General features: G+C 73.5%; 15 protein-coding genes and 1 riboswitch. Of the genes, 14 read left to right on the top strand and 1 reads right to left on the bottom strand.

Annotated elements, in window-relative coordinates; all coding sequences use genetic code 11:
- Positions 1–85 precede the first annotated feature (85 nt).
- Positions 86–154: riboswitch (cobalamin riboswitch) on the bottom strand.
- A gap of 88 nt (positions 155–242) precedes the next feature.
- Positions 243–1,784, top strand: a complete 1,542-nt coding sequence (locus ACWEPX_RS00615) for an amidohydrolase (RefSeq protein ID WP_451894926.1) — start codon at positions 243–245, stop codon at positions 1,782–1,784.
- Between the two features lie 15 nt (positions 1,785–1,799).
- Here the strand turns inward: ACWEPX_RS00615 and ACWEPX_RS00610 are convergent, their stop codons facing one another.
- Positions 1,800–2,933: an endo-1,4-beta-xylanase gene (locus tag ACWEPX_RS00610; protein ID WP_451894925.1), complete on the bottom strand. Its 1,134-nt coding sequence runs from the start codon at positions 2,931–2,933 to the stop codon at positions 1,800–1,802.
- A gap of 127 nt (positions 2,934–3,060) precedes the next feature.
- On the opposite strand from ACWEPX_RS00610, the gene ACWEPX_RS00605 reads away from it, so the two are divergent.
- The 13 genes from ACWEPX_RS00605 to ACWEPX_RS00545 all read left to right on the top strand — a co-directional run bounded on the left by ACWEPX_RS00605 (position 3,061) and on the right by ACWEPX_RS00545 (position 16,842).
- Complete coding sequence (locus tag ACWEPX_RS00605) at positions 3,061–4,077, top strand: LacI family DNA-binding transcriptional regulator (protein ID WP_451894924.1); 1,017 nt, start codon at positions 3,061–3,063, stop codon at positions 4,075–4,077.
- Positions 4,078–4,140: 63 nt separating this feature from the next.
- Positions 4,141–5,397 carry an SGNH/GDSL hydrolase family protein gene (locus ACWEPX_RS00600; RefSeq protein ID WP_451894923.1) on the top strand — a complete coding sequence of 419 codons (1,257 nt, stop codon included), beginning with the start codon at positions 4,141–4,143 and terminating at the stop codon, positions 5,395–5,397.
- A 95-nt stretch (positions 5,398–5,492) separates the two neighbouring features.
- Positions 5,493–6,023: an LppU/SCO3897 family protein gene (locus ACWEPX_RS00595; RefSeq protein WP_451894922.1), complete on the top strand. Its 531-nt coding sequence runs from the start codon at positions 5,493–5,495 to the stop codon at positions 6,021–6,023.
- A gap of 127 nt (positions 6,024–6,150) precedes the next feature.
- On the top strand, positions 6,151–8,154 hold the full coding sequence (locus tag ACWEPX_RS00590) for a galactose-binding domain-containing protein (RefSeq protein WP_451894921.1): 2,004 nt from the start codon (positions 6,151–6,153) through the stop codon (positions 8,152–8,154).
- A 43-nt stretch (positions 8,155–8,197) separates the two neighbouring features.
- Positions 8,198–8,758 (top strand): GNAT family N-acetyltransferase, encoded by a 561-nt coding sequence (locus ACWEPX_RS00585; protein ID WP_451894920.1) that lies wholly within the window; start codon positions 8,198–8,200, stop codon positions 8,756–8,758.
- A 114-nt stretch (positions 8,759–8,872) separates the two neighbouring features.
- Positions 8,873–10,057 (top strand): cation:proton antiporter, encoded by a 1,185-nt coding sequence (locus ACWEPX_RS00580; protein ID WP_451894919.1) that lies wholly within the window; start codon positions 8,873–8,875, stop codon positions 10,055–10,057.
- 38 nt (positions 10,058–10,095) lie between these two features.
- On the top strand, positions 10,096–11,700 hold the full coding sequence (locus tag ACWEPX_RS00575; RefSeq protein ID WP_451894918.1) for a RecQ family ATP-dependent DNA helicase: 1,605 nt from the start codon (positions 10,096–10,098) through the stop codon (positions 11,698–11,700).
- Positions 11,701–11,743: 43 nt separating this feature from the next.
- Positions 11,744–12,469, top strand: a complete 726-nt coding sequence (locus tag ACWEPX_RS00570) for a (Fe-S)-binding protein (RefSeq protein ID WP_451894917.1) — start codon at positions 11,744–11,746, stop codon at positions 12,467–12,469.
- The gene (locus ACWEPX_RS00565; protein WP_451894916.1) at positions 12,466–13,857 is read left to right on the top strand and encodes a LutB/LldF family L-lactate oxidation iron-sulfur protein; all 1,392 of its coding nucleotides are present in this window, start codon (positions 12,466–12,468) and stop codon (positions 13,855–13,857) included. Before ACWEPX_RS00570 ends, ACWEPX_RS00565 begins: the two co-directional genes overlap by 4 nt.
- On the top strand, positions 13,854–14,441 hold the full coding sequence (locus ACWEPX_RS00560) for a LutC/YkgG family protein (protein WP_451894915.1): 588 nt from the start codon (positions 13,854–13,856) through the stop codon (positions 14,439–14,441). The genes ACWEPX_RS00565 and ACWEPX_RS00560 overlap by 4 nt, the downstream gene beginning before the upstream one ends.
- Positions 14,438–15,097, top strand: a complete 660-nt coding sequence (locus tag ACWEPX_RS00555; RefSeq protein WP_451894914.1) for a cyclase family protein — start codon at positions 14,438–14,440, stop codon at positions 15,095–15,097. Before ACWEPX_RS00560 ends, ACWEPX_RS00555 begins: the two co-directional genes overlap by 4 nt.
- Before the next feature lie 30 nt (positions 15,098–15,127).
- Positions 15,128–15,931, top strand: coding sequence for an MEDS domain-containing protein (locus ACWEPX_RS00550; protein ID WP_451894913.1), 804 nt, complete (start codon positions 15,128–15,130; stop codon positions 15,929–15,931).
- Complete coding sequence (locus tag ACWEPX_RS00545) at positions 15,928–16,842, top strand: anti-sigma factor RsbA family regulatory protein (RefSeq protein ID WP_451894912.1); 915 nt, start codon at positions 15,928–15,930, stop codon at positions 16,840–16,842. Before ACWEPX_RS00550 ends, ACWEPX_RS00545 begins: the two co-directional genes overlap by 4 nt.
- Positions 16,843–17,397 lie beyond the last annotated feature (555 nt).

Below are 17,397 nucleotides of genomic sequence, written 5' to 3'. Positions count from 1 at the left end.
ACGCCCTTCAAATGGCGCGAACGAAGCCCGGTTGCCAGGCCCCGACCCGCTGTCCTCGACGGTGTCCGGAGCAGATCGCGTCCTCGGGTGTTCGGGCTCGCCACGAGGTGGCCTACCGTTGCGGGACAGCGCCGGAATTCGACCGGACTTCCCCCGGGGGACGCGAGTACTCGGTTGGGCATACTACGTGATCAACTGCCCCGCACCCCATGACGTGGAGCACTGCCGGGCAGGATACGGGCGTGATCGAGACCTCGACCGCCGTCTTCCGCGGCGGGACCGTGTGGACCGGGCGAACTGGGCGCACCGACGCAATTGCCGTGCGTGGTGGGCGGGTGGTCGCCGTCGGGGCGGACGCGCGCGGTGACGTGGAAGTCGACCTGGCGGGCGGCTTCCTCATGCCCGCCTTCGGCGACGGGCACGCCCACCCGATCTTCGGCGGGCTCCAGCGGCAGGGCCCGCCGGTCAGCGGCCGCGGCAGCATCGATGCCGTCGTCGCGGCCGTACGGGACTACGCCGACGCCCACCCGGACGAGCCGTGGATCGTGGGCGCGGGCTACGACCCGACCCTGGCGCCCGACGGGGTCTTCGACGCCCGCTGGCTCGACGCCGCGGTGCCCGACCGGCCCGTGGTGCTGCGGGCGGGCGACTACCACGCGGTCTGGTGCAACACGGTGGCGCTGGAGCTGGCCGGGGCGCTCGACTCGCCGGTCGAGGGCATCGTGCGGGAGCCGATGGGCACGCTGCGCGAGTGGGCGGCCTGCGACCTGGTGCTGCGCCGTGTCCCGCCCGGCCTGTCCGACCTGGGCGCCGCGGTGCGCTCGGCTTTCGCCGACTACGCCGCCGCCGGGGTGACCTGGGTGCAGGACGCCTGGGTCGACCTCGGCTCCGGGTTCGCCGACGCCTACCTGGCCAACCCCGGCCTGCGGGTGTCGCTGGCCCTGCGCGCCGACCCCGACCACTGGCGCGACCAGCGCCCCCTCTTCCGGCTCGAACGCGAGCGGGTGCGCACCGACCTGGTCACCGCGGGCGCGGTCAAGTTCTTCACCGACGGGGTGATCGAGACCGAGACCGCCGCGCTGCTCGCCCCCTACGCGGGCTCGTGCACCCACGGCGCGCCGGTGTGGCCCCGGCCCGAGCTGCTGGCCGCGGCGGCCGCCTTCGACGCCGACGGCTTCCAGCTGCACCTGCACGCCATCGGCGACGCGGGCGTGCGGATGGCGCTCGACGCCATCGAGCACGCGGCCGCGGTGAACCCGCCGCGGGACCGCAGGCCGGTGATCACCCACGTGCAGCTGGTCGACCCGGCCGACGTGCCGAGGTTCGCCGCGCTGGGGGTGATCGCCAACCTGCAGCCGTACTGGGCCCAGCTCGACCCGGCCCAGACCGAGCTGACCATCCCCCGCATCGGACCCGAGCGCGCCGCGGCCCAGTACCCGATCCGGACCCTGGCCGCGGCGACCCGGGTGTCCTTCGGCAGCGACTGGCCGGTGGACTCGCTGCGCCCGCTCGACGGCATCCACGTCGCCATGACCCGGCAGACCCTCGCGGGCGACCCGCCCGGCGGCTGGGTCCCCGAGCAGCGCATCGACGGCGAGACCGCGCTGACCGCCTACACCGCGGGCTCGGCCTACCAGGCCTTCGCCGAGCACGAGCGCGGCGCCATCGCCGTGGGCAAGCAGGCCGACCTGGTGCTGCTGTCGGCCGACCCGACCACGGCCGAGCGCCCCGCGGACGTCGAGGTGCTGGGCACCTGGCTCGCGGGGCGCCGGATCTGGGGCTAGCGGAGCGGGCGGGGGCTACCTGCGCCAGTCCGCGGCTTCCTGCAACGACTGCCGCAGCGCGGAGTAGGCGGGCTTGCGGGTCAGGTCGTCCCACATGACCGTGGCCGCGCCCTCGGCGGGGAAGAACACCGGCACCCACGAGTACTTGTCGGTGAAGCCCCAGATGGTGAAGGAGTCGCAGCCGCGCACGCTCAGGCAGGCGTCCAGCGCGCGCTGGTAGTACTCGGCCTGCTTGGCCAGCTGCTCCTGGGTCGGGGCGCCGCTCGCAGGCAGGTCCATCCGCACGTCCACCTCGGTGATCGCGGTGCGCAGGCCCAAGCGGGCGAAGCGGCGCAGGTTGTCGGCGAGGTCGGCGGGGAAGCCGTAGCGCAGGCTCAGGTGCGCCTGGGCGGAGAAGCCGTCGACCGGCACGCCGTCGGCCTGGAACTGCTTGACCAGCGCCAGGTAGGCGTTGCTCTTGGCGTTGATGCCCTCGACGCCGTAGTCGTTGAAGAACAGCTGCGCCTTGGGGTCGGCCTGGCGGGCCCAGCGGAAGGCGTCGGCGACGATGCCCGGGCCGAGCTCGCGGATCCAGATGTTGTCCCGGGTGCGCAGGTTGCCCGCGTCGTCGAAGATCTCGTTGGCGACGTCCCACTGGTGGATGCGGCCCTTGTAGCGGCCGACGACGGTGGTGATGTGCTCGCGCAGGATCGCGCGCAGCTCCTCGGCGGTGAAGTCGCCCTGCTCCAGCCATGCCGGGTTCTGGCTGTGCCACAGCAGGGTGTGCCCGCGCACGACCTGGCCGTTGCGGCGGGCGAAGTCGACGATGGCGTCGGCGGCGGCGAAGTTGTAACGGTCGCGCTCGGGGTGGATGTACTCCCACTTCATCTGGTTCTCGGGGGAGACCGAGCTGAACTCCGCGGCCAGCGCCGCGCGGTAGGGCTGGTCGGAGCTGAAGGGGTCGGGGTAGGGCTGGCTCTCGTGGTGGCCGCCGCCCGCGACCGCCGTGCCGATCACGAACCCCTTGGGCGCCGCCCACCGCAGGGTGTCCTTCTTGGCCTGGCCGGGCGGCTGGGGGCGCTCCAGGGCCGTCGCGGTGGCCGGGACCACGAGCGGGACGGCCAGCGCCGTGGCGAGCAGTGCGGTGGTGACCATGCGGAGGGGCTTCATCGAGTCTCCTGCTTCTCCGGTATCCCCAGCGATAAATTTCGGCAATATTCCGGAATGCGCTGCCGCGGAACGCTAGAGTGCGCGCTGTGCGACCGTCAAGGCCCGATCGGTCGAGAAGGAGGAGCCCGTGGCCAGCCAGCGTCCCGCCGTGACGATCTCGGACATCGCCGCGGCGGCCGGGGTCTCCGCCCCCACGGTCTCGCGTGTGCTCAACGGCCGGGGCGACGTCGCCCCGGCGACCCGGGAGCGGGTCGAGGCCCTGCTGCGCGACCACGGCTACCGCAGGCGGGGGGCGGCCCCCAGCGGCATCGGCCTGCTCGACCTGGTCTTCAACGACCTGGACAGCCCGTGGGCGGTGGAGATCATCCGGGGCGTGGAGGACGCCGCGCACGCGGCCGGGATCGGCACCGTCGTCTCCGCGATCCACCGGCACTCCGGCTCGACGCGGCAGTGGCTGGACAACGTGCGCGCGCGGGCCAGCGACGGGGCGATCCTGGTGACCACCGACCTCGACCCCGCCCTGCACGCCGAGCTGCGCGACCTGCACGTGCCCGCGGTCGTGGTCGACCCGGCCGGCGTGCCGAGCCTGGACGTGCCGACCATCGGCGCGACGAACTGGGCGGGCGGGCTGACCGCGACCGAGCACCTGATCCGGCTGGGCCACCGGCGCATCGGGTTCGTCGCCGGGCGCCCGGAGCTGTGGTGCAGCCGGGCCCGGCTGGACGGCTACCGGGCCGGGCTGGAGACCGCGGGCCTGGCCGTCGACCCGGAGCTGATCGCCCCGGGCGCGTTCGACTACGAGTCCGGGTTCCGGGCAGGCGAGCGGCTGTGGGCGCTGGACGCGCCGCCGACGGCGGTGTTCGCCGCCAGCGACCAGATGGCGCTCGGGGTGTGCGAGGCGCTGCGGCGGCGGGGGCTGCGGGTGCCCGAGGACGTCAGCGTGGTCGGCTTCGACGACCTGCCGGAGGCGCGCTGGTCGGCCCCGCCGCTGACCACCATCCGCCAGCCGATGGCCGAGATGGGCAAGCTGGCCGTGCGCACGGTGCGGCGGCTGCTGGCGGGCGAGGAGATCGACAGCCCGCGCGTGGAGCTGGCCACCGAGCTGGTGGTCCGCGACAGCACGGCCCCGCCCGCCGATCGTTGACACCGCGGGGCGAGCGCTTCTAGGTTCTTCCGGAAACTTTCCGGATCGCCGAGGAGGCGTCCCATGCCCCGATCCTCTCGCCTGGTCCTGCTGTTGACCGCCTTGGCCCTGCTGCTCGGCGGCTGGACGACGACGGGCGCCGCCAGCCCGCAGCCGAAGTGGGTCGGCACCTGGGCCGCCGTGCCCACCGCGACGCCCGCGTCCGCGACCAGGGAGCTGCGCGACCAGACCGTGCGGCAGGTCGTGCGCACCAGCATCGGCGGCGACCGGGTGCGGCTGCGCCTGACCAACGAGTTCGGCAGCACCCCGCTGCGCGTCGGCGAGGTGCGGGTCGCCCGCCGCGCGGGCGCGACGGGCACCGACATCGATCCGGCGACCGACCGCGCGGTGACCTTCGGCGGCCTGCGCGCGGTGGCGGTCCCCGCGGGCGCCCCCCTGCTCAGCGACCCGGTGGACCTGCGCCTGCCCGCGGCCGCCGACCTGGTGATCAGCATCTACCTGCCGGCGGCCACCCGGGTGACCACTGTGCACGGATTCGCCTACCAGGAGAACGTGATCTCATCGGGCAACACCACGGGTGATCGATCGGTCACGGCGACGGACACGATCACCCAGTGGTACTTCCTCTCCGGTGTGATCGTCCACACCCGACACCCGCGTGCGGCCGCGGTGGTGGCGCTGGGCGACTCGATCACCAACGGCGCCGAGACCGCCGTCGGCGCCAACCACCGCTACCCCGACCTGCTCGCCGAACGCCTGCCGCACACCGGGATGCTCAACCTGGGCGTGGCGGGCAACCGGCTGCTGCACGACCCGAACCCGCCCGCAGGCCACCCCGCCGAGGGCTACGCGGCGTACTTCGGGCAGGCCGCGCTGCGCCGCTTCGACCGGGATGTGCTGGCCCAGCCCGGCGTGGAGCACGTCATCGTGCTGCTCGGGGTCAACGACCTCGGCCACCCGGGGACCTCGGCCCCGCTGTCGGAGGCGGTCACCGCCGAGGAGATCATCGGCGCGCACCAGCAGCTCATCGCCCGCGCGCACGCGGCTGGCCTGCGCGTCTACGGCGGCACCATCACGCCGTTCAAGAACGACACGCTCGGCTTCTACAGCCCGGAGAACGAGGCCAAGCGCCAAGCCGTCAACGCCTGGATCCGCGGCAGCGGCGACTACGACGCCGTGATCGATTTCGACCGCGCGCTGCGCGATCCGGCCGATCACCAGCGGCTCAGGCCCGACTACGACAGCGGCGACCACCTGCACCCCAACGACGCGGGCATGGCGGCGATGGCGGCCGCGGTCCCGGTCCGGCTGTTCCGGTGATGCCCCCGCGTCCGACACCTGATCGTGACCTGGCTAACATCCGCCGCGCACCTCAACCGAGGTACTGGGGAACTACGGATATCTGGGATTCTGAAATGACTGTTGAAACGCCCGGTCAGCCGACCACGCCCGGGAAGAAGCCGAGCGTGGCCAAGCGCGTGCTCGGTTTCGTCGTCGCGCTCGTGGTTGCCGGTGGCGTGGCCTACGCGATCAATTACTTCGGCAGCGACGCCGCGCAGACGAAGGCGGGTGACTGCGCCAGCGTGACCGGCACGGCGAGCAGCCCCGACTTCAGCACCGTGGACTGCACCGCGCCGGAGGCGAACTACACCGTCGGCAAGGTGCTGTCGTCCACTTCGGAGAGCTGCGGCGGCAAGTACGACGAGTACACCGAGAGCAACCGCCGCGGCCCGGACTCGAAGCTGTGCCTGGTGCCGATCCTGTTCGACGGCGAGTGCCACCAGCTGGAGGGCTCGTCGATGGGCTACCCGAAGGCGCCGTGCACGACCCCGGGCGCGATGAAGATCGCCAAGATCCAGTCCGAGGACGACTGCCCGGACGGCGTCGTGCTGGACTACCCGGAGCCGAAGACGCTGTACTGCCTGAAGTCCCCGACGCAAGCCTGACGGGCGCTTTCCGCCAAGGCCCGGCGCGCACCGCGCGCCGGGCCTTCGCACGTCCCCGGAACGGACCTATACGTGAATCGGATTCACGAGTATGGTCGGCCGTCACCCCGGTGCGGAGGAGGCCGCCATGTCCCGTCGTCCACTGATCCTCGGGATGGCCGTGCTGGCCGCCGTCGGCGCGCTGGCCGCCCCGCCTGCGCAGGGGTCGCCACCGGCATCGGCCGCCGGGTCGGAGGTCGGGGTGGTCGGCGAGCCGTTCGCCGGGACGCTGCCCGACGGGAGCGTCTCCGGGCTGCTCGACGCCCACAACCACGTCATGTCGGACGTGGCCTTCGGCGGCAACCTCATCTGCGGCGAGGTGTTCCACCCGGAGGGCCCGGCCGCCGCGCTGACCGACTGCCGCGACCACCACCCCAACGGCGAGCTGGCCTGGTTCGAGAACTTCACCCGCAACGGCAGCCCCGTGGGCACCCACGACCCGACCGGCTGGCCCACCTTCGCCGACTGGCCCGCCCACGACTCCCTGACCCACCAGGCCGCCTACTACAAGTGGATTGAGCGGGCGTGGCGCGGCGGGCTGCGGCTGATGGTCAACCACCTGGTGGCCAACCGGCAGCTGTGCGAGATCTACCCGCTGAAGAGCCAGCCGTGCGGGGAGATGGACTCCCTGCGGCTGCAAGCCAGGATGATGACCGACCTGGAAGCGTTCATCGACGCCGAGAACGGCGGCCCGGGGCGCGGGTGGCTGCGGATCGTGCGCAGCGAGGAGGAGGCCCGGCAGGTCATCGAGAGCGGCAAGCTGGGCGTGCTGCTCGGGGTGGAGACCTCGGAACCCTTCGGGTGCAGGCAGATCCTCGGCATCCCGCAGTGCAGCAAGGCCGACATCGACCGCGGGTTGGACGAGATGCACGCCCTGGGCGTGCGGTCGATGTTCGTCTGCCACAAGTACGACAACGCGCTGTGCGGCGTGCGGTTCGACTCCGGGGCGCAGGGCGTGTTCGTCAACGCGGGCAACTTCCTGAGCACCGGCCGGTTCTGGCAGGCGCGGACGTGCACCGGCGAGCTGGCCGACAACACCGTCACCCCCGACGGCGTCCTGCCCGACCCGATCGCCCCGCTGGTGCCCGCGCTGCCGCTGTACCCGCCCGCGCCGCACTGCAACGTCAACGGGCTGTCGGACCTCGGCGAGCACATGGTGCGCGGGATGATGGCGCGGGGGATGCTGGTCGAGCTGGACCACATGAGCGTCAAGGCCGCCGACCGGACGCTGGACATCCTGGAGGAGGCGGGCTACCCGGGCGTGGTGTCCTCGCACAGCTGGAGCGACCCGCGGCTGTTCCCGCGCATCTACGCCCTCGGCGGCATGGTCGCCCAGTACGGCCACGGCGCGACCGCGTTCGCCCAGGAGTGGCGGCGCAGCGAGCCGGTACGGGACCAGTACGGTGTGGACGGCTACGGCTTCGGCATCGACGCCAACGGCATCGGCGGCCTGCCCGGCCCGCGCACCGGCGGCGACCCGGTCACCTACCCGTTCACCTCCGCCGACGGGTCCGTGCGGGTCGACCGGTACACGATGGGCGAGCGCACCTGGGACGTCAACCACGACGGCATGGCCCACTACGGGCTGATGCCCGACTGGATCGAGGACATCCGCAAGGCGGGCGGCGCGGAGATCGTCGACGACCTCATCCGCGGCGCGGAGGCGTACCTGCGCACGATGGGCGCCGCGGAATCGCACACCCCGCCGGTCAACCTCGCGCGCGCCGCCACGGCCAGCAGCTCGGAGTTCAACCTGCTGGAGGACCTGCGGCCGCACCGCGCCGTCGACGGCGACCGGCGCACCCGGTGGGCCAGCACCAACCGCGACGGCGAGTGGCTGCGCGTGGACCTGGGCTCGGTCCGGCCGGTCAGCCGGGTGGCCCTGCACTGGGAGGCCGCCTACGGCGCGGCCTACCGCATCGAGACCTCGACCGACGGCGCCACCTGGCGCACCGCAGCGGCGGTGACCGCAGGCACCGGCGGCCTCGACGTGCTGACCTTCCCGACGACCGAGGCGCGGTACGTGCGGATGCACGGCGAGCGGCGCGGCACCCGGCACGGCTACTCGCTCTACGAGCTGGCGGTCTACTGATATTCGCTGGCCCGCGGTGCACGCGGCCACCGACGATGGCCGCGTGCACGTGTACCTGGAGACCGAGCGGATGGTCCTGCGCCGGTTCACCGCGGACGACGTCGACCTCATCGTGGACCTGGACAGCGACCCCGAGGTGATGCGCTACCTCTCCGGCGGCGAACCCACCCCGCGGGAGGAGGTCCGCAACGAGATCATCCCCGCCTGGCTGTCCTACTACGACCGCGGCGACGACTTCGGCTACTGGGCCGCGGTGGACAAGGCGCGCGGTGGCTTCCTCGGCTGGTTCCACTTCCGCCCGCACCCCGACGGCGACCGCGACGGCATCGAGCTGGGCTACCGCCTGCGCCGCGCGGCCTGGGGCCGCGGCCTCGCCACCGAGGGCTCCCGCGCGCTCATCGCCAAGGGCTTCACCACCCTCGGCGTCCACCGCGTCTTCGCCGAGACCATGACCGTCAACACCGCCTCCCGCCGTGTCATGGAGAAGTCCGGCCTGCGCTACATCCGCACCTTCCACCAGCCCTGGCCCACCCCCATCCCCGGCGACGAGCACGGCGAGGTCGAGTACGCCATCACCCGGGCTGAGTGGCAGGCCAGCCGGTAGGCGGAAGAACACCCCACCGCCGAAGGCCACGTCAGTGGCGTGGTTGCAGGCGTCGAGCACCGGCGCGAGGAGCTCCGCCGAGCGCGGCGGGGCGGGGTCCAGCAGGGTGGGGCTGTGGCCCTGGTGCTGGCGTTCGGCGTGGTGCTGCTGGTGAGCGTGTCGCTCTCCGGGGTGGCGGCGCGGACGGTGCTGTCGACGGCGTTGCTGTTCCTGCTCTCGGGGGCGGTGATCGGGCCGGGTGGGTTGGGGTGGGTCGAGGTGCCCGTGGACGGCGGGTTCCTCACCGGGCTGGCCGACCTGGCGCTGTTCACCGTGCTGTTCACCGACGGGCAGCGGGCCAACGTGCGGGCGCTGCGGGACGGGTGGCGGCTGTCCGGGCGGGCGCTGGGGCTGGCGATGCCGCTGACGATGGTCGGCATCGCGGTCCCGGCGCACTACCTGGCCGGGTTGGACTGGGCGACGGCGCTGCTGCTCGGGGCGATCCTGTCGCCCACCGACCCGGTCTTCGCCGCGGCGATCGTCGGGCGCCGGGACGTCCCCGCCCGGGTGCGGGGGCTGCTCAACGTCGAGTCCGGGCTCAACGACGGGCTGGCGCTGCCGTTCGTGCTGGTCTTCCTCGCCGTCGCCGCCCACCAGGACCCGCACCCGGGGACGATCGCGCTGGAGCTGGTCGCCGGGCTGGCGCTGGGGATCGCGGTGCCCGCGGTGGTCACCGCGGCGTGGCGGCTGCGGGTGCTCACCGCGGAGCCGCGGCTGCACGCCCTCGGCCCGCTGGCCGTCGCGGTCGTCCTCTACGCCACCTGCCACCTCACCGACGCCAACCCCTACCTGGCCGCCTTCGCCGCCGGGTCCACCCTGGCCACCCTGGACCCCACGGCCGCCGCCTGCTTCGAGCGCTTCGGTGACCTGCTCTCCGAGGTCACCAAGTTCGCCGCGCTGCTGGTCTTCGGCGCGCTCATCACCCCCGACCGGCTGCTGCACCTGGGCGCGGGCGCCTGGGCAGTGGCGGTCCTGGCCATCCTGGTGGTCCGGCCCGCGGCGATGGGGCTGTCGCTGGTGCGCACCCCGCTGCCGCCCGCCGAGCGCACCGTCGTGGCCTGGTTCGGGCCCAAGGGCTTCGCCTCGGTCATCTACGGCCTGCTCGCCCTCCAGTCGGGCATCCCCAACGCCCAGGAGGTGTTCGACCTGGTGGCGGTCACCATCGCCCTCTCGATCGCCCTGCACTCCTCCACCGATGTGCCCGTCGCCAAGGCGCTGCGCATCGAGCCGCCGGACAACCTGCCCAACCACCCCCGCTGACCGGCATGAACCGCGGCCCCGGGTGGTACGCCGGGGCGGTGACGCAAAGCGATCGGCTGCGGCGGCTGGCCGCGGAGACCTTCGGCTGGCCCCGGCTGCACCCCGAGCAGCTCGCGGCGATGGAGCACATCATGGCGGGCCGCGACGTGCTCGCCGTGCTGCCGACCGGGGCGGGCAAGTCGGCGATCTACCAGGTGCCCGCGCTGCTGCTCGACGGCCCGACGGTGGTCGTCTCGCCGCTGATCGCCCTGCAGCAGGACCAGCAGGAGGGCATCGAGGGCAGCCGCGCCCCCGACGCCGTGGTGCTCAACTCCGCGCAGTCCGAGGCCGAGAACCGCGCGGCGTGGGCCGCGCTCGGCGACGGCACCGCCGAGTACGTCTTCCTCTCCCCCGAGCAGCTGGCCAAGGACGAGCTGGTCGACGCCCTGGCCGAGCTGGGGGTCTCGCTGTTCGTGGTGGACGAGGCGCACTGCGTCTCCACCTGGGGCCACGACTTCCGCCCCGACTACCTGCGCCTGGGACCGGTGCTGCAGCGGCTCGGCCACCCCAGGGCCGTCGCGCTCACCGCCACCGCCGCCCCGCCGGTGCGCCAGGACATCGCGCGCAGGCTGGGCCTGCGCGACCACCGCGAGGTCATGGCCAGCTTCGACCGGCCCAACCTGCACCTGGCCGTCGACCGGTTCACCTCCGACGACCGCAAGCGCGCCGCCGTGGTCGACGCCGTGCGCGAGCGCTCCGGCGTCGGCTTGCTGTACGCCGCCACGCGCAAGGACACCGAGTACTACGCGGGGGAACTGGCGGCCGCGGGTGTGCGGGTGGCGCACTACCACGCCGGCATGGCCGCGGGCGACCGCGAGCGGGTGCACGAGGACTTCCTGAGCGGCGCGGTCGACGTCGTGGTGGCCACCTCCGCGTTCGGCATGGGCATCGACAAGCCGGACGTGCGGTTCGTCGTGCACGCCTCGGTGCCCGATTCCCTCGACTCCTACTACCAGCAGATCGGCCGCGCGGGCCGCGACGGCGAGCCCGCCGACGCCGTGCTCTGCTACCGGTCCGAGGACCTGGGCCTGCAACGCTTCCTCACCGCGTCGGGCACCCCCGAGGACACCATCGGCGAGGTCGCCCGCGTGCTGGACGCCCACGACGAGCCGCTGGCGCCGGGCGAGGTCCGCGCCGCCGTCGACGCCGCCCCCGGCCGCACCACCCGGGCGATGAACCTGCTGGAGGAGGCGGGCGCGGTCACCGCCGACGCCGAGGGGAGGCTGCGCCCCACCGACGCCCCGGACCCGGTCGACCGGGCGGTCGAGACCGCAGAGGCCCGCGAGCGGCTGGTCCGCACCCGGGTGGAGATGGTCCGCGCCTACGCCGAGACGACCGGGTGCAGGCGCATCCGCCTGCTCGCCTACTTCGGCGAGGACCTGCCCGACCCGTGCGGCAACTGCGACAACTGCGACGCGGGCACCGCCCGCCCCACGGGACCGGCCAGCGCCGAGTTCCCGCTGAACGCCTCCGTGCGCCACAGCAAGTGGGGGCACGGCGTGGTCACCGAGTCCAGTCAGGACCGGATCACCGTCCTGTTCGACGACGCCGGCTACCGCACCCTTTCGGTGGACGCCGTCGCCGACCTGCTCACGCGCGAATGACACCGCGGGTCGGTTCGGCGATCGCCGTCTAGAGTGCCGGGGTGTGAGGGTCGCGCTGTTCGTCACGTGCCTGGTCGACGGGCTGTTCCCCGACGTCGGCAAGGCGACCGTGGCGCTGCTGGAGCGGTTGGGCCACGAGGTGGTCGTGCCGCAGCGGCAGACCTGCTGCGGGCAGATGCACATCAACACCGGCTACGCCGAGCAGGCCGTGCCGCTGGTGGCCAACCACGTCGCCGCCTTCGCCGACGCCGACGTCGTGGTCGCGCCGTCGGGCTCCTGCGCGGGCTCGATCCGCCACCAGCACGAGTCCGTCGCCCGCGAGCACGGCGACCCCGGCCTGGCCGACGCGGCGGCCGCCGTCGCCGCCAAGACCTACGAGCTCTCGGAGTTCCTGGTCGACATCCTCGGGGTGACCGACGTCGGGGCGTACTTCCCGTACCGCGTCACCTACCACCCCACCTGCCACTCGCTGCGCATCCTCGGCGTCGGCGACCGGCCGCTGCGGCTGCTGCGGGCCGTGCGCGGCATCGACCTGGTGGAGCTGCCCGCCGCCGAGACCTGCTGCGGCTTCGGCGGCACCTTCGCGGTGAAGAACGCCGACACCTCCACCGCCATGCTCGCCGACAAGATGACCGCCGTCGCCGCCACCGGCGCGAAGGTGCTCACCGCGGGGGACTCCTCCTGCCTGATGCACATCGGCGGCGGCCTGTCCCGGCTGCGCAGCGGCGTGCGGACCCGGCACCTGGCCGAGATCCTGGCGGCGACATGACCTACCTCGGCATGCCCCGCGGCACCGGCAACCTCACCGGCGCCCCCTTCCCCGAGGCCGCCCGCACCGCGCTGGACAACCCGCAGCTGCGGCGCAACCTGGCCAAGGCCACCGGCACGATCCGCGCCAAGCGCGCCGCCGTCGTCGACGAGCTGCCCGACTGGGCCGCCCTGCGCGCCGCCGGGGCGGCCATCAAGGACGACGTGCTGGCCAACCTCGACACCCACCTGCTGCGGTTCGAGTCCGCCCTCACCGAGCGCGGCACGACCGTCCACTGGGCCCGCGACGCCGCCGAGGCCACCCGCATCGTCACCGACCTGGTCACCGCGACCGGCACGCGCGAGGTCATCAAGGTCAAGTCGATGGCCACCGCCGAGATCGGCCTCAACGAGGCGCTGGCCGCCGCGGGCGTCGACGCCGTGGAGACCGACCTCGCCGAGCTGATCATCCAGCTCGGGCACGACCGGCCCAGCCACATCCTGGTCCCGGCCATCCACCGCAACCGCGCCGAGATCCGCGAGATCTTCGAGCGCGGCATGGGCGCCACCGGCCTGACCGACGAGCCCAGCGCGCTGGCCGACGCCGCCCGCGCCCACCTGCGCCACAAATTCCTGACCGTGGACGTGGCCATCTCCGGGGCCAACTTCGCCATCGCCGAGACCGGCGCGCTGGTCGTGGTCGAGTCCGAGGGCAACGGGCGCATGTGCCTGACGCTGCCGCGCACCCTCATCAGCGTGGTCGGCATCGAGAAGCTGCTCCCCAGCTGGCAGGACCTGGAGGTCTTCCTGCAGCTGCTCCCCCGCTCCTCCACCGGCGAGCGGATGAACCCCTACACCTCGGTGTGGACCGGGCCGACCGAGGGCCAGACCAGCCACGTCGTGCTGGTCGACAACGGCCGCACCGCCACCCTCGCCGACCCCCGCGGCCGCGCCGCCCTGCGCTGCATCCGCTGCTCGGCCTGCCTCAACTCCTGCCCGGTCTACGAGCGCACCGGCGGCCACGCCTACGGCTCCACCTACCCCGGGCCCATCGGCGCGGTCCTGTCCCCCCAGCTCACCGGGGTCGACCGCAACGCGACCCTGCCGTTCGCCTCGTCGCTGTGCGGGGTCTGCTACGAGGTCTGCCCGGTCGCCATCGACATCCCGTCGATGCTGGTGCACCTGCGCGACCGCGCCCCCAAGCCCGCCCCCGAGGCCGCCGCGATGCGCGTCGCGGCGTGGGCGATGTCCGACCACAAGCGGTGGCGGCGGCTCCTGCGCGCCGGCCGCCTCGGCCGCCTGCTCGGCCGCGGCTCCGCCCTGCCGCCCCCGCTGTCGAGCTGGACCCGCGCCCGCGACCTGCCCCCGTTCCCGCGCCAGCCCTTCCGCGACTGGTGGGAGAGCCGATGACCACCTCAGCCCGCGACGTCATCCTCGCCCGCATCCGCGGCGCCCTGACCGACCGGCCCACCGCCATCGTGCCCCGCGAGTACCGCCGTGCGGGCTCCCGCGGCCCCGGCGACCTCGACCGCTTCGCCGAGGTGCTGCGCGACTACCGGGCGATCGTGCACCTCACCGACGACGTCCCCGCCGCGATCGGCGGCAGGCCCTTCGCCGCCGCCCCCGGCTGCCCGCGCGCGTGGGGCGGCGACCGGCGCCCGCGCACCGTCGCCGAGCTGGACCAGGTCGCCGGGGTCATCACCGGCTGCGCGGTCGCCATCGCCGACACCGGCACGATCGTCATCGACCACGACGCCCCCGACCAGGGCGCCCGCGCGTTCACCCTGGTCCCCGACCACCACGTCGTGGTCGTGCGCGCCGACCAGGTCGTGCCCGGCGTCCCCGACGCGGTGGCCGCGCTGGCCGGGGTGCGCACCCAGACCTGGATCAGCGGCCCGTCGGCCACCAGCGACATCGAGCTGGAGCGGGTCGAGGGCGTGCACGGGCCCCGCACGCTCGAAGTCATCATCGATACGTCGATGATGGGCGCATGAAGCGAGTCATCGATCTGGCCCACGCGGTCGAGCACGGCATGACCACCTACCCCGGACTGCCCGGCCCGGTGATCGGCGACCACCTCAGCCGCGCCGACTCCCGCGGCCGCTACGCCGAGGGCGTGGAGTTCCAGATCGGGACCGTCACCCTGCTCTCCAACACCGGCACCTACCTCGACGCCCCCTTCCACCGCTTCCCCGGCGGCGCCGACCTGGCCGGGCTCGACCTCGCCCGGCTGGTCGACCTCGACGGCCTGGTGGTCGAGGCCGCCGGCCGCGCCGTCGACGTCGACGCCTTCGCCGACCACGACGTGACCGGCCGCGCCGTGCTCGTGCGCACCGGCTGGGACCGGCACTGGCGCACCCCGGCCTACGGCGGGGCCGACCACCCGTTCGTCACCGCGGCGGCCGCGGCGTGGCTGGCCGAGCGGCAGCCCGCGCTGGTCGGCATCGACTCGGTGAACATCGACGACCTCGCCGACCTGGCCCGGCCCACCCACACCGCGCTGCTGGCCGCGGGCGTGCCGGTCGTCGAGCACCTGCGCGGCCTCGACCGGCTGCCCGCCACCGGGTTCCGCTTCCACGCCGCGCCGGTGGCGATGGTCGGGATGGGGACGTTCCCGGTCCGGGCGTACGCGCTCCTCACCGACGGGTGAGCAGGCACCTGGGGGAGGTATCGTGCCCGTATGCGCGCACACGGCGTCGTCGATTCGGCCGCCGGGCTGCGCCCGTTCGGACATCTGGGCTGGGCGTACCGGGACCGCGCCGAGTTCATCGCCCGGGCCCGGGAGTACCTCGCCGACGGGATCGCGGAGGGCCAGCGCGTGGAGTTCGTCGGCGGGGACGGGGAGCTGGCCGACCTGCCGGGCCTGCGGGTCGCGGCGGTCGAGGACTTCTTCGACTTCGACGGTGACGCCGTGGACCCGGCCGCGACGGTCCGCAAGCGGCTGCGGGCGGTGGACGCGGCCGTGGCCGACGGGCGCACCGGGCTCCGCTCGGTCGTGGACGCCACCGCCGTGGCGCTCACCCCCGAGCACCGGGCGGCGTACGCGCGGTTCGAGTACCTCATGGACCAGCAGATGAGCACGCGGCCGGTCTCCGCGGCCTGCGCCTTCGACCTCGACCGGATGGGCCGGTCGGCCGCCGCCGAGCTGGTCTGCCTGCACCCGTTCACCAACGCCGGGTCCAGCCTGTTCCGCATCTACGCCGACGGCCCCGCCGAGTTCGCCTTGAGCGGCGAGCTGGACGCCTCCAGCGTCACCGCGTTCACCACCACCCTCGACCGCACCCTGCCCCTGTTCCGCACCGACGTGCTGCGGATCGACGGCCGCGGCCTGCACTTCATCGACCACCGCGCCCTCACCCGCCTCGACGCGCTCCTCGGCGGGGCGGGCTCGTCGGCGGTGCTGTGGACGCCCTGCCCGGTCGCCGCCCGGCTGTCCGACTTCATCGACCTGCGCCACGTGCGGGTCGAACGGGTGGCGGCATGAGAGCAGGGCACCACCACGAGGCGGGCTTCTACGCCTCCGACGCGGAGTTCCGCGCGCTCATCGTCCCGTTCGTCGAGGAGGGCCTGGCCTGCGGGGAGCCGATCATCATCGGCTACGACGACCGCAAGTCCGAGCTGCTGCGCACCTGGGTGTCGAACCCGTCGGGCGTCCGCTTCATCGGCCGCACCCTGTACGCGACCCCGGCGCGGGCGATCGCCTCCTACCGCAAGCTGTTCCAGGAGCACACCACCGCGGGCGCCCCCCGGATCAGGATCGCGGGCGACGTCCCGCACGAGGGCAACGGCGGCCGCTTCACCGGCTGGGACCGCTACGAATGGGCGGTCAACACCCTCTGGGACGACTACCCCATCCGCAGCGTCTGCCTCTACGACGCGACGGCGATCTCCCCCCACGTCAGATCCGCCGTCGAGCGAACCCATCCGCACCTGCTCTCCCCGTCCGGCCGGAGCGTCCCCAACCCCCGCTACACCAGCGCCTACACCCCGCCCCCCACCATCCCCGATCCCCTGGAATCCACCCCGCCCCAGGTCAGCCTCACCAACCCGTCCCCAGCCCAAGCCCGCCGAGCCGTCGAAGCCACCACCCCCACCGCCCTCCCACCCCAAGTCCAGGACGACCTGGTCTTCGGCACCTCCGAAGCCACCACCAACGCCCTGATCCACGGCGGAGCCCCGACGACCCTGCGAATCTGGTCCACGGCGGATCGAATGTTGATCACGGTCCACGACACGGGCCCCGGTCCTGCGGACCCGTACGCGGGCTTGCAGCCGGTCCAGAAGGAATCGGGCGGCCTCGGCCTCTGGCTGACCCACCAGTTGGACATCGAGGTCACCCTCACCCCCTCCCCCACCGGCTTCACCATCCGCCTCCGCGGCGGCCGACTGGTGTAGGCAGCGGCCCTCACGCGAGTCGGCCTTAGCGGGTCTCCCTTCGAGGCGCTTTTGTTTGGGCCTGGAGCTACTCCACCTTGCCCCTCTCCTCCACATCACCCTGGGGGGGATTCCCCGTTATCAAGATAGTGAATAGTGGAAAGGAAAATTGTGTGACCGAGAGGGGGCGGGCAGCGGAAAGACGCAGGTGCCGAGACAAGGCACGGAGGCGAGGCGGCGCAGCTAGTGCCGCAACGAGGTGAGTGGGCAGCAAAGAAGCGCAGCGACGGGCGGGGCGGTGGCGGGCGGGGCGGTGGCGGGCGGGGCGGCAGTGGGTGGGTAGAAGCGGTGGCGTGGTAGTAGCGGGGGCGCAGTAGCGGCGGAAGGCACGACGGCGAGCGGGGTCGCGGCGGGCGACCCGGCAGCGGGTGAGTAGCAGCGGGGGCGCGGTAGCGGCGGAAGGCACGGCGGCGCGGCGGCGAGCGGGGTCGTGGCGGGCGACCCGGCAGCGGGCGGGTAGCAGCGGGGGCGCGGTAGCGGCGGAAGGCACGGCGGCGCGACGGCGAGCGGGGTCGT

This window comes from Actinokineospora sp. NPDC004072 (genome assembly GCF_053604195.1).
Note: the sequence above shows the minus strand (reverse complement) of the source record. Positions and strands in the feature narration are given on the sequence as shown.